The sequence below is a fragment of the Corynebacterium sp. NPDC060344 genome (genome assembly GCF_042725215.1).
Taxonomy (GTDB): domain Bacteria; phylum Actinomycetota; class Actinomycetes; order Mycobacteriales; family Mycobacteriaceae; genus Corynebacterium.
Map to the genome: position 1 here is coordinate 157,820 of NZ_JBHXCS010000003.1, position 12,494 is coordinate 170,313.

The 12,494-nt window shown below is 66.8% G+C and carries 9 protein-coding genes; 8 read left to right on the forward strand and 1 reads right to left on the reverse strand.

What is annotated here, in order from left to right:
* The first annotated feature begins 143 nt into the window (after positions 1-143).
* From nrdE to ACFWGD_RS05710, 7 genes are all read left to right on the forward strand, one after another.
* Positions 144-2,288, forward strand: a complete 2,145-nt coding sequence (nrdE, locus tag ACFWGD_RS05680; RefSeq protein ID WP_377777626.1) for a class 1b ribonucleoside-diphosphate reductase subunit alpha — start codon at positions 144-146, stop codon at positions 2,286-2,288.
* 237 nt (positions 2,289-2,525) lie between these two features.
* Positions 2,526-3,242, forward strand: coding sequence for a purine-nucleoside phosphorylase (gene deoD, locus ACFWGD_RS05685; RefSeq protein WP_377777627.1), 717 nt, complete (start codon positions 2,526-2,528; stop codon positions 3,240-3,242).
* A gap of 47 nt (positions 3,243-3,289) precedes the next feature.
* Positions 3,290-4,672: an MFS transporter gene (locus ACFWGD_RS05690; RefSeq protein ID WP_377777755.1), complete on the forward strand. Its 1,383-nt coding sequence runs from the start codon at positions 3,290-3,292 to the stop codon at positions 4,670-4,672.
* 124 nt (positions 4,673-4,796) lie between these two features.
* Complete coding sequence (gene nrdF, locus ACFWGD_RS05695) at positions 4,797-5,819, forward strand: class 1b ribonucleoside-diphosphate reductase subunit beta (protein ID WP_377777628.1); 1,023 nt, start codon at positions 4,797-4,799, stop codon at positions 5,817-5,819.
* 385 nt (positions 5,820-6,204) lie between these two features.
* Positions 6,205-7,905, forward strand: coding sequence for a cytochrome c oxidase subunit I (ctaD, locus tag ACFWGD_RS05700; protein ID WP_377777629.1), 1,701 nt, complete (start codon positions 6,205-6,207; stop codon positions 7,903-7,905).
* A gap of 142 nt (positions 7,906-8,047) precedes the next feature.
* The gene (gene serB / locus ACFWGD_RS05705; protein ID WP_377777630.1) at positions 8,048-9,343 is read left to right on the forward strand and encodes a phosphoserine phosphatase SerB; all 1,296 of its coding nucleotides are present in this window, start codon (positions 8,048-8,050) and stop codon (positions 9,341-9,343) included.
* A 50-nt stretch (positions 9,344-9,393) separates the two neighbouring features.
* Positions 9,394-10,092, forward strand: a complete 699-nt coding sequence (locus tag ACFWGD_RS05710; protein ID WP_377777756.1) for a peptidyl-tRNA hydrolase — start codon at positions 9,394-9,396, stop codon at positions 10,090-10,092.
* Here ACFWGD_RS05710 and ACFWGD_RS05715 read toward each other — a convergent pair whose 3' ends face one another.
* Positions 10,093-11,676 (reverse strand): AMP-binding protein, encoded by a 1,584-nt coding sequence (locus tag ACFWGD_RS05715; RefSeq protein WP_377777631.1) that lies wholly within the window; start codon positions 11,674-11,676, stop codon positions 10,093-10,095.
* Between the two features lie 121 nt (positions 11,677-11,797).
* On the opposite strand from ACFWGD_RS05715, the gene ACFWGD_RS05720 reads away from it, so the two are divergent.
* Positions 11,798-12,433 (forward strand): TetR/AcrR family transcriptional regulator, encoded by a 636-nt coding sequence (locus tag ACFWGD_RS05720; protein WP_377777632.1) that lies wholly within the window; start codon positions 11,798-11,800, stop codon positions 12,431-12,433.
* Positions 12,434-12,494 lie beyond the last annotated feature (61 nt).

Genomic DNA, 12,494 nt, shown 5'->3' on the forward strand with positions numbered 1-12,494 from the left:
TGCGGCGCTCCTCTTATATAGAGGAGAGGGACCGGCGCGGCCGACAAGAAAAACAAGGGGCGGCGACCACGTGGTCGTCGTAAAGCAGACAACCGAGCCGGCGCGAACCCGGGCAAAGAAGAGGGAGCAGACAAGTGGCTGACATGGGGAAGACCGTTGCGGAGCCGATCGGCAAGGACGAGCTGGACTACCACGCGCTCAACGCGCTGCTGAACCTGTACGACGACGACGGCAAGATCCAGTTCGACAAGGATCGCGAAGCCGCGCGGCAGTACTTCCTGCAGCACGTCAACCAGAACACCGTCTTCTTCCACAACCTCAAGGAGAAGCTGGACTACCTGGTCGAGAACAAGTACTACGACCCGATCGTGCTGGACAAGTACGAGTTCGAGGACGTCAAGGCGCTGTTCAAGCGCGCCTACGCACACAAGTTCCGCTTTCAGTCGTTCCTGGGCGCGTACAAGTACTACACCTCGTACACCCTGAAGACCTTCGACGGGAAGCGCTACCTCGAGCGCTACGAGGACCGCGTGTGCATGGTCGCCCTGACCCTGGCCGACGGCGACCTCGACCTGGCGGGCCACCTCGTCGACGAGATCATCTCCGGCCGCTTCCAGCCGGCGACGCCGACGTTCCTCAACTCCGGCAAGGCCCAGCGCGGCGAGCCGGTGAGCTGCTTCCTGCTGCGCATCGAGGACAACATGGAGTCCATCGGCCGCGCCATCAACTCCTCGCTGCAGCTGTCCAAGCGCGGCGGCGGCGTGGCGCTGCTGCTGAGCAACCTGCGCGAGCAGGGCGCCCCGATCAAGCACATCGAGAACCAGTCGTCCGGCGTCATCCCCGTGATGAAGCTGCTGGAGGACTCCTTCTCCTACGCCAACCAGCTCGGTGCCCGCCAGGGCGCGGGCGCGGTGTACCTGCACGCGCACCACCCGGACATCATGCGCTTCCTGGACACCAAGCGCGAGAACGCCGACGAGAAGATCCGCATCAAGTCCCTGTCGCTGGGCGTGGTCATCCCGGACATCACCTTCGAGCTGGCCAAGCGCAACGACGACATGTACCTGTTCAGCCCGTACGACGTCGAGCGCGTCTACGGCAAGGCGTTCGCCGACGTGAACATCTCGGACAATTACGACGACATGGTCGAGGACCCGCGGATCTCCAAGACCAAGCTCAACGCCCGCGCGTTCTTCCAGACGCTGGCGGAGATCCAGTTCGAGTCCGGCTACCCGTACATCATGTTCGAGGACACGGTCAACGACGCGAACCCCATCGAGGGCCGCATCACCCACTCGAACCTGTGCTCCGAGATCCTGCAGGTGTCCACCCCGTCGACGTACCACGAGGACCTGTCCTACGACGAGACCGGCGAGGACATCTCCTGCAACCTGGGCTCGATGAACATTGCCATGGCCATGGATTCGCCGGACTTCTCGGCGACCATCGAGACCGCCATCCGCGGCCTGACCGCCGTGTCGGAGCAGACGTCCATCGATTCGGTGCCGTCGATCCGCAAGGGCAACGACAAGTCGCACGCCATCGGCCTGGGCCAGATGAACCTGCACGGTTACCTCGGCCGCGAGCGGATCCACTACGGGTCCGAGGAGGGCATCGACTTCACCAACATCTACTTCTACTGCGTGCTGTTCGAGGCCCTGAAGGCGTCGAACAAGATCGCCATGGAGCGCGGCGTGAAGTTCGGCGGCTTCGAGCAGTCGAAGTACTCCACGGGCGAGTTCTTCGACAAGTACACCGACGCCGAGTGGGTGCCGGCGACCGAGCGGGTCAAGGAGCTTTTCGACGCCTCGAAGGTCTCCATCCCGACGCAGGACGACTGGCGCGAGCTCAAGGCCTCCATCCAGGAGCACGGCCTGTTCAACCGCAACCTGCAGGCGGTGCCGCCGACGGGCTCGATCTCGTACATCAACAATTCGACGTCGTCGATCCACCCGATCGCGTCGAAGATCGAGATCCGCAAGGAAGGCAAGATCGGCCGCGTCTACTACCCGGCGCCGCACATGGACAACGACAACCTGGAGTACTTCCAGGATGCGTACGAGGTCGGCTACGAGAAGATCATCGACACCTACGCCGCGGCCACCCAGCACGTGGACCAGGGCCTGTCGCTGACGCTGTTCTTCAAGGACACGGCCACCACGCGCGACATCAACCGCGCGCAGATCTACGCGTGGCGCAAGGGCATCAAGACCATCTACTACATCCGCCTGCGCCAGGTGGCCCTCGAGGGCACCGAGGTCCAGGGTTGCGTGAGCTGCATGCTGTAGTAGGCCATCGCGCTCCGAATGGGGCGGGCATCCGGGTTTCCGGGTGCCCGCCCCTTCGGATTTCGTGCTTTGCGACGGCCACCGTCGTCGCCCTTCACCTGGGAAAATGGCTCGGATGAACAGATGTAAACGCGGGTATTGACGATTGTTCTGGATGGGCGTAGCCTGGGGTCGATGCGGCGGACACGGAGACGGTGGCCGTCGACAAGCGAAGAAGCCCGAGTCGAAGGAGACCCCATGGCCCGCGAGAGCACCCCGCACATCAACCCGAACGGCGTCGACATCGCCGAGACCATCCTGCTGCCCGGCGACCCGCTGCGCGCGAAGTTCATCGCCGAGACGTACCTCGACGACGTCGTGCAGTTCAACTCCGTGCGCAACATGCTCGGCTTCACCGGCACCTACCAGGGCAACCCGGTGTCGGTGATGGGCTCGGGCATGGGCATCCCGTCGATCTCGCTGTACGCGCACGAGCTCATCCACGACTTCGGCGTGAAGAAGCTGGTGCGGGTGGGCTCCTGCGGCGCGTTCCAGGCCGACATCGACCTGTACGACGTGGTCATCGGCCAGTCGGCGTCGACCGACTCCAACTTCCTGTCCCAGTACGGCATCCCCGGCACCTACGCGCCGACGGCGTCGTACCGCCTGCTCGAGGACGTCCGCGACCGCGCCCGCGAGCAGGGCGTGAAGACGCACGTGGGCAACATCCTGTCCTCCGACATCTTCTACAACGACAACGCCGAGGCCAACGACCGCTGGGCGCGCATGGGAGTGCTCGCCGTCGAGATGGAGTCCGCCGGCCTCTACGCCACCGCCGCGCGCGCCGGGGTCGAGGCGCTGGGCATCTTCACCGTCAGCGACAACATCGTCACCGGCGGCCAGACCACCGCGGAGGAGCGCCAGACCGCGTTCACCACGATGATGGAGCTCGCGCTCCCGCTGGCGGCGATCTAGCCATGGGGGAGAAGCTCGTGAAGTCCGTCAAGATCTCCGACAAGCCGCTGTCGGCGCCCAACCCCAAGGCCGCCGTCCCGATCATCCTGTTCACCTTCGTCTTCTGCCTGGTCATCGACAACGGCTTCAAGTTCATGACCAAGCCCATCGCCGAGGACCTGGGGCTGTCGCTGACCACCGCCAGCCTGCAGGCGACGCTGGCCGGCATCGTCATCGGCATCGGCGCGGTGGTCTACGCCGCGCTGGCCGACTCGATCTCCATGCGCAAGCTGCTCGTCGCCGGCATCGCCATGATCGCCGTCGGCTCGGCCATCGGATTCCTCGGCCAGGGCGTGTGGGGCCTGGTGCTCGTCGGCCGCATCGTCCAGACCTGCGGCCTCGCCGCGGCGGAGACGCTGTACGTCATTTACGTGACCAAGTACCTGTCCAAGGACGACCAGAAGACGTACCTGGGCTTTTCCACCTCGGCGTTCCAGGGCGCGCTGCTCATCGGCACCCTGACGTCGGGCATCATGGCCACCTACGTGTCGTGGACCGCGATGTTCCTGGTGTCGCTGCTGCTGGTCGCCGCGATCCCGGTGATCCTGAAGAAGGTGCCGGACTCCGCCAGCGTGCGCAGCCACCTCGACGTCTTCGGCCTGTTCCTCATCGCCGTCGTCGCCACCGCCGTCATGATGTTCATGCAGGCCTTCGCCTGGCCGTGGGCCGTGGTCACCGTCGCCGGCATCGCCGTCTTCGCCTGGCACGTGCGCACCCACGACGACGCGCTGGTCACCTCCGCGTTCTTCGCCAACGGCCGCTACGTCACCGTCCTGGCCGTCGTGCTGGTCGTCTACTCGGTCCAGCTGGGCTACTCGGCGATCCTGCTGCCGCACCTGGCCGACAAGCTCCACGGCATCAACATCGACGGCGCCGCCTACATCCTGGCGCCCGGCTACGCGCTGGCCGTCGTCGTCGGCGCACTGTCCGGCAAGGTGGGCAAGGTGCTGTCGTCGCGCAACACCATCATCGCGGCGCTGGCGCTCATCATCGCCGCGCTGATCATCCCGGCGCTGTTCGTCGGGCAGTCCGTGGCCATCATCGTCATCTCCATGCTGCTGTTCCCCTCCGGCTTCGCGCTCATCTACGCGCCGCTGGTGGCCACGGCGGTGGGGGAGATCCCGCCGGAGAAGTCGGGCGTGGCCATCGGCTTCTACAACCTCGTCATCAACATCGCCGTGCCGGTGGGCATCGCCTACACCGCCAAGCTCGTCGACCTCGGGCCGACGTTCCTGTCGGGCCTGTCGCCGGCGGCCAACGACGCCGAGGCCGTGGTCGCCACCGTGCTGTGGATCCTCGCCGCGCTCGTCGTGGTCGGCCTGGTCATCTACCTCGTCGCCGACGGCATCCTGTCGCGGCGCGAGGCGGCCCGGGCAAAGGTTCCGGCCTAGGGCCCGCGCTTCGTCGCTGACCAGGAATTTTTCGCCGCAACCGGGGTTCACGCCCCGGTTGCTTCGTCTTTGGGCGAAGCGGATGGTTCGTGGTTAGACTGCCTTGGAGAAAGAGAGGATCCACATGACCGTGAATCGTTCCGATTGCCCGCCCTCGACCCCCGCGCACCGCGAGAAGCACCCCGAGGCCCGCGAGTGCCCGGTGGCGGCCATCGACTGGAACACCATCCCGGATGACAAGGACTCCGAGGTCTGGGATCGGCTGACCGGCAATTTCTGGCTGCCGGAGAAGGTGCCGCTGTCGAATGACATCAAGAGCTGGAACACGCTCAACGAGCTCGAGCAGCGCACCACCATGCGGGTGTTCACCGGCCTGACCATGCTGGACACGATCCAGGGCACCGTCGGTGCCGTGTCGCTGCTGCCGGATGCGCTCACCTCGCACGAGGAGGCGGTGTACACGAACATCGCGTTCATGGAGTCGGTGCACGCGAAGTCGTACTCGTCGATCTTCCAGACGCTGGCGTCGACGCCGGAGATCAACGACGCGTTCCGCTGGGCGGAGGAGAACGAGCACCTCCAGCGCAAGGCGAAGATCATCCTCGACTACTACGAGGGCGATGATCCGCAGAAGAAGAAGGTCGCCTCGGTGATCCTGGAGTCCTTCCTCTTCTACTCGGGCTTCTACCTGCCCATGTACTGGTCGTCGCACGCGAAGCTGACCAACACGGCGGACATCATCCGCCTGATCATCCGCGACGAGGCCGTCCACGGCTACTACATCGGGTACAAGTACCAGAAGAACCTGGAGCGCCTGTCGGAGGAGCAGCGCGAGGAGCTGAAGGACTACACCTTCGATCTGCTGCTCGATCTCTACGACAACGAGATCCAGTACACCGAGGACATGTACGACGAGCTCGGCTGGACCGAGGACGTCAAGCGCTTCCTGCGCTACAACGCCAACAAGGCGCTGAACAATCTCGGGTACGAGGGCATCTTCCCGGCCGACGAGTGCAAGGTGTCGCCGGCGATCCTGTCGGCGCTGAGCCCGAACGCGGACGAGAACCACGACTTCTTTTCCGGCGCCGGCTCCTCCTACGTGATGGGCAAGGCGGAGAGCACCGAGGACGAGGACTGGGACTTCTAAGCCAGTTTGCTTGACGACGATCCCGGCGCTCCCCTTGGGGCGCCGGGATCGTCGCGTCGGCGGCCCCTTTCGGCGGGAACTTCGGGCGGGGGTGGAGCGGGGGAGGAGCGGGGGAGACCAGGGATTTTGAGGCGGGAATCACATCTTCGGGGCGCATCTGCGCTGCTTAAGGGAATTCTCAGCAACTTCGTCACCCGCTCCGCCCGGAATCGGATACCCCCCTCCCCATCGGGTGCCTTAACATTTTCACAGGTCGGGGTTAGACTCGGCCAGGTACCGCGAGGTGGACTCGCATAAACGTGTCCACCTCCTCTAACATCTAGGCAGCAACAAATCTTTGATGACCCTGTGAGTTCCACGGGGAATCGCGTAGTCAGGAGGAAGAATGACTGCAGTAGCGCCTCGCCCCGACCACGAAGTGGTCGCGGCGGAACGGCCGGAGCCGTTCGGGCACGACCGCAAGGGCAGCTGGGCGTGGGAGATGCTGACCACGACCGACCACAAGCGGCTGGGCATCATGTACATCATCATGAGCTTCACCTTCTTCTTCGTGGGTGGTCTCATGGCTCTGCTGATCCGCGCCGAGCTGTTCCAGCCGGGCCTTCAGTTCCTGTCCAACGAGCAGTTCAACCAGCTGTTCACCATGCACGGCACGGTGATGCTGCTGCTGTTCGGCACCCCGATCGTCTGGGGCTTCGCCAACTACATCCTGCCGCTGCAGATCGGCGCGCCGGACGTGGCCTTCCCGCGCCTGAACGCCTTCGGCTTCTGGCTGACCACCATCGGCGGCATCCTGATGCTGTCGGGCTTCCTGACCCCGGGCGGTGCAGCCGACTTCGGCTGGACCATGTACTCCCCGCTGTCGGACTCCATCCACTCCCCGGGCGTCGGTTCTGACCTGTGGATCGTCGGCGTCGGTGTCGGCGGCGTGGGCACCATCGCCTCCGCCATCAACATGACCACCACGGTCCTGTGCCTGCGCGCACCGGGCATGACCATGTTCCGCATGCCGATCTTCACCTGGAACATCCTGGTGACCTCGATCCTGGCCCTGCTGATCTTCCCGATCCTCACCGCCGCCGCCCTCGGCGTGCTGTTCGACCGCAAGCTGGGCGGCCACATCTACGACCCGGCCAACGGTGGCGCCATCCTGTGGCAGCACCTGTTCTGGTTCTTCGGCCACCCCGAGGTCTACGTTCTGCTGCTGCCGTTCGTCGGCATCATCACCGAGGTCGTCCCGGTGTTCTCGCGCAAGCCGCTGTTCGGCTACGCGGGCATGGTCTTCGCCACGCTGTCCATCGCCGGCCTGTCCATGGCCGTCTGGGCGCACCACATGTTCGTCACCGGCGCGGTCCTGCTGCCGTTCTTCTCCTTCATGACGTTCCTGATCTCGGTCCCGACCGGCGTCAAGTTCTTCAACTGGCTGGGCACCATGTGGCGCGGCCACCTGACGTTCGAGACCCCGATGACCTTCGCGCTGGGCTTCATCGTCACCTTCCTCTTCGGTGGCCTGACCGGCATCATGCTGGCCGCCCCGCCGCTGGACTTCCACATCTCGGACACCTACTTCGTGGTGGCGCACTTCCACTACACGCTGTTCGGCACCCTGGTGTTCGCCTCCTACTCGGGCGTCTACTTCTGGTTCCCGAAGATGACCGGCCGCATGCTGGACGAGAAGCTGGGCCACATCCACTTCTGGCTGACCTTCGTCGGCTTCAACCTGACCTTCCTGGTCCAGCACTGGCTGGGCAACGAGGGCATGCCGCGCCGCTACGCGGACTACCTGGAGTCGGACGGCTTCACCACGCTGAACATGATCTCCACGGTCGGCGCCGCCATCCTGGGCGTCTCGGTCCTGCCGTTCATCTGGAACATCTTCAAGTCCTGGCGCTACGGCGAGGTCGTCACCGTCGACGACCCGTGGGGCTACGGCAACTCCCTCGAGTGGGCCACCTCCTGCCCGCCGCCGCGCCACAACTTCACCTCCATGCCGCGCATCCGCTCCGAGCGCCCCGCGTTCGAGCTGCACTACCCGCACATGGTCGAGCGCATGCGCTCCGAGGCCCACGTCGGCCGCCAGCTCTAAGGTGAAGAAGCTGCACTAGACTACGCGCAACGAAGAAAGGCCCCCGCTGGTTCCTCCCGGCGGGGGCCTTCGTCGTGCCCGAAAACCCCCTTTCACCGGCCCCGGAGTCGAGGTGCGGGTGGGGGCGTGGGATAATCGCGGCGTGCAGAACAAGGTTGATGTCCCCGCAGCCCCCGAAGCCGCCGTGCCCTCGCTGGAGACGGTGACCCTGCCGGAGGGGCTCGTCCCCGCGGTGGTCACCGCCACCGGCCCGGACCGTCCCGGCGTCTCCGCCTCCTTCTTCCGCGTGCTGGCCGCCCACGGCGCGCAGCTGCTCGACGTGGAGCAGTCGCTGTTCCGCTCGCGGTTGTCGCTCGGAGCCCTCGTCGGCGTCGACGAGGCCCGGCTGGAATTGCTCGCCGACGGCCTGGCGGGCACCCTCAAGGGCCACGGCATGACGGTCGAGGTGTCCGTGGACGGGGTGGAGTCCACCCGCCACGCGTCGTCGCACGCCGTCGTGGTGCTGGGCAACCCGCTCACCGCCGAGGACATCGCGCGCACCGGCCAGACGCTGGCGGACTACGGCGCGAACATCGACACCATCCGCGGCATCGCCGACTACCCGGTCACCGGTCTGGAACTGAAGGTGTCGCTGCCGGACCCGAAGCCGGGCGCGGGCGTTCCGGTGCGCAAGGCGCTGGCCGAGCTGGCGCAGGCGCAGCAGATCGACATCGCCATCGAGCGCGACGGCCTCCAGCGCCGGTCGAAGCGCCTCATCTGCTTCGACGTCGACTCCACGCTGATCACCGGCGAAGTCATCGAGATGCTCGCCGCCCACGCCGGCCGGGAGGCGGAGGTCGCGGCCGTCACCGAGCGCGCCATGCGCGGCGAGCTCGATTTCGCCGAGTCCCTGCACGAGCGCGTCAAGGCCCTGGAGGGTCTGCCGGAGTCGGTGCTGCGCGAGGTCTCGGAGTCGATCGTGCTGACCCCCGGCGCGCGCACCACCATCCGCACCCTCAAGCGCCTCGGCTACAAGGCCGGCGCGGTCTCCGGCGGCTTCGTCCAGATCCTCGAGCCGCTGGCGAAGGAACTGGAGCTGGACTTCTACCGCGCGAACACGCTGGAGATCGTCGACGGCACGTTGACGGGCCGCGTGATCGGCGACGTCATCGACCGCCAGGAGAAGGCGCGCAGCCTCAAGCGCTTCGCCGAGGACCACGGCCTGCAGATGCACCAGACCGTCGCGGTGGGCGACGGCGCCAACGACATCGACATGCTGTCGGTGGCCGGCCTGGGCATCGCGTTCAACGCCAAGCCGGCGCTGAAGGAGGTCGCCGACACCTCGGTGAACACGCCGTTCCTCGACGAGGTGCTGTTCATCCTGGGCGTGTCCCGCGACGAGATCGACCACGCCGACCGCGAGGACGGCACGTTCCGCCGCGTCCCCCTCGAACAGTGACCGGCATTCCCGCCTGGTTCGCCGAGGCGCATGCGGCGCTGCCGCAGCCGATGCGCGGCGACCCGGGGGAGGACGTGCCGCGGTCGATGCCGATCATCCTGCACATCCCCAAGGCCGATCCGCCGGTCCGCACCGAGCTGCTCGAGGCGGCGGCGACGGCCGTGGTCGTCTGCTGCCTCGACGAACGCGCCGGGTACGTGGGCTCGGACGCGGACCCGGACTATTCGCGCGATTTGCGGGCCTGGTACGGCGCACGGATCCGCAAGATCGCCCGCCGCGCCCGCAATGCCCAGTGGGATCGGGTCCAGGCCCTTCCGGGGGTCACGTCGACGATCGGCGGGGCCTCGGCCCGGGCGCTCGTGCCGGGGCCGGTGGGGGAGGAGGACGTGGCCGTCGCAAAGCTCCAGATCGGCGGCACGGACCTGCCGGGCCCCGACGAACAGCCGGAACCCATCGACGATGGCGTGCCCACGATCTGGGTCGACGCGGACCTGGGCATGACCGTGGGCAAGGCCGCGGCGCAGGTCGGGCACGGCTCGATGCTGCTCGCCGCGGTGCTCGGTAAGGAGGCGGCGTGGCTGTGGGCCTGCGACGGGTTCCCGCTGCGCGTGCGGGAGGTGCCGCGCGATGCGTTGCCGGCGGCGCCGGACGTCGTCGTCCACGACGCCGGCTTCACCGAAATAGCCCCCGGCGCCGCGACGGTGGCCGTCACGGGCGGGAGCTATTCGGGGTGCTTTTCGGGGCACTGATCAGCCTCGGGCGGCCTCCATGGCCTTGAGGTCCTTGCGCAGGATCTTGCCGGTGGCGGACTTGGGGATGGCCTCGAGGAACTCGACGGCGCGGACCTTCTTGTAGGGCGCGACGCGCTCGGCGACGTACTCCATGACGTCGTCCTCGGTGAGGCCGGAATCGGGCTGGGGGACGACGTAGGCCTTGGGGATCTCCTCGCCCTCGCGGTCGACGATGCCGGAGCACGCGGCGTCGGCGATGTCCGGGTGGCCGAGCAGGACGGCCTCGAGCTCGGCGGGCGCGACCTGGTAGCCCTTGTACTTGATCAGCTCCTTGAGGCGGTCGACGATGTAGGTGTTGCCGTGCTCGTCGAGCTCCGCCATGTCGCCGGTGCGCAGCCAGCCGCCGTCGACGATGGTCTGGTTCGTCGCCTCCTCGTTGTTGAGGTAGCCGAGCATGACCTGGGGGCCGCGGACCCACAGCTCGCCGGTGGCCGAATGGCCGGACTCGGGGACGGGGATCTCGGGGAAGTCGGGCGAATCGACGTCGACGAGCTTGAACTCGGTGTTGCACACGGCGGTGCCGATGGAATTGAGCGGGGATCCGTCGCCGACGCGCAGGTGCGAGACGGGCGACATCTCCGTCATGCCGTAGCCCTGCACCATGTCCAGGTCGAGGCGCTGCTCGACCTGCTGCGCCAGCTCCTCCTTCAGCGACGCCGCGCCGGAGAGCATGGTCCGCATCGACGACAGGTCGTACTGGTCGACGATCGGGTGCTTGGCCAGCGCGACGGCGATCGGCGGGGCGATGAAGGCGAAGTTGGCCTTGTGGTCCTGGATGATCTCCAGGAAGTCGCCGAGGTCGAACTTGGACATGGTGTACTGCGTGGCGCGCAGGCGCAGCAGCAGGTTGAGCAGCGCGTTCATGCCGTAGATGTGGAAGAACGGCAGCGGGGTCACGGCGACGGTGTCGGCGCCGAGGATGTCCGGGGTGCCGTCGGCGACCTGCACGAGGTCGGCGATGAGATTCGTGTGCGACAGCATGACGCCCTTGGGCACGCCGGTGGTGCCGGAGGAGAACGGGATCACCGCGACGTCGGTGGCCGGGTCGATGTCCTGCTCGGGGGCGGCGTGGCCCTCGGCGAGCAGCTCGGCGATGCCGTGGACGCCGGTGAGGCCGACGACCTGCTCGGGGGAGAATCCGGCGTTTTCCGCGCCGTGGGTGCCGGCCCAGCCGATCGCGGAGGTGGTCAGGATCATTGTCGCGCCGGAGGCTTCGAGCTGCTTTGCGACGTCTTCCGCGGTCGCCAGCGTGGCAACGGTCGTCACCGTGGCGTTGGCGCGCAAGATGCCGTGGTAGGCGACGGCGAAGGTCGTGGAGTTCGGGCAGTGCAGCGCGACGACGTCGCCCTTGCCGATGCCCCGGTGCGCCAGCGCGCCCGCGAACGCCTCGACCATGGACTTCAGCTCCGAGTACGTCGTGGCCGCGCCGGAGTCGACGAACGCGACCTTGTCGGCGACGTCGGGGGTGATGTCGCCGAAGACGTAGTCGAAGATCGACTCGTCGGGGATGGTGGCGTCGGGCCGCGGGCTGTTCAGGGGCATGGTGTCCTCCGTGGGGGATTCGTCGATTCCTGTGCGCTGGATCACACTCGCACTTGACGTGAGATGGTAACTGAATCAGGATTCAGGCACCAGGGCCGAACGGGAAGAAGGTGGCGCGACCATGCCGAACGCCGATGAGAGGCGGGCGACGATCCTCGCCGCCGCGCGGACCGTGTTCCTCCGCGACGGGTATCCCGGCGCGAAACTGACGGACGTCGCCGACGAGGCGGGCTGCTCGGTGGGCACGCTGTACACGTACTTCAAGGATCGGGATGACCTGCTCGCCGCCGTGCTGCGCGGGGCGGAGGAGGAGATGCGCCATGCGCGGCGCAGTGTTGGCGGAGGCGGTGTTGGTGGGGATGGGGATAAAGGTGTGGGCGCCGCCGCCCAGATTTCCGCGGCGAATCGCGCGTACCTGGAGTCGTATCGTCGCAACGCCCGGGTCATGGCCCTGCTCGAGCAGGTGTCGCAGGTCCACCCGGGGTTCCGCGAGCTGCGCGTGCGGCGCGCCCGGGAATTCGTGGCCCGCAATGCGCGTGCGCTCGAGGCGCTGCGCGAGGCGGGCGAGATCGACGCCGGCGTCGACGTGCCGGTGATGGCGGCGGCGCTGTCGGCGATGGTCTCGCGACTGGCGTACGCGGCGTGGGTCGACGGCGAGTACGCGGACGACGACGCCTCCCTCGAGCGCATCGCCGCCACCGTCGACCGGATCTGGTGGGCCTCGCTGGGCATGGGGGCGGGGACTGAAAGCGCGTGACTTGAATCACGATTCAATCTAGGCTGTGGCCCAACGGCGCCCACCCGGGGCGCGCGGAGGA

Excerpts from the sequence above, each read along its gene's own strand:
- nrdE (WP_377777626.1), top strand. The coding sequence starts at position 144 with ATGGGGAAGACCGTTGCGGAGCCGATCGGCAAGGACGAGCTGGACTAC.
- deoD (WP_377777627.1), top strand. The coding sequence starts at position 2,526 with ATGGCCCGCGAGAGCACCCCGCACATCAACCCGAACGGCGTCGACATC.
- nrdF (WP_377777628.1), top strand. The coding sequence starts at position 4,797 with ATGACCGTGAATCGTTCCGATTGCCCGCCCTCGACCCCCGCGCACCGC.
- ctaD (WP_377777629.1), top strand. The coding sequence starts at position 6,205 with ATGACTGCAGTAGCGCCTCGCCCCGACCACGAAGTGGTCGCGGCGGAA.
- ACFWGD_RS05710 (WP_377777756.1), top strand. The coding sequence starts at position 9,394 with ATGCGCGGCGACCCGGGGGAGGACGTGCCGCGGTCGATGCCGATCATC.
- ACFWGD_RS05715 (WP_377777631.1), bottom strand. The coding sequence starts at position 11,676 with ATGCCCCTGAACAGCCCGCGGCCCGACGCCACCATCCCCGACGAGTCG.
- ACFWGD_RS05720 (WP_377777632.1), top strand. The coding sequence starts at position 11,798 with ATGCCGAACGCCGATGAGAGGCGGGCGACGATCCTCGCCGCCGCGCGG.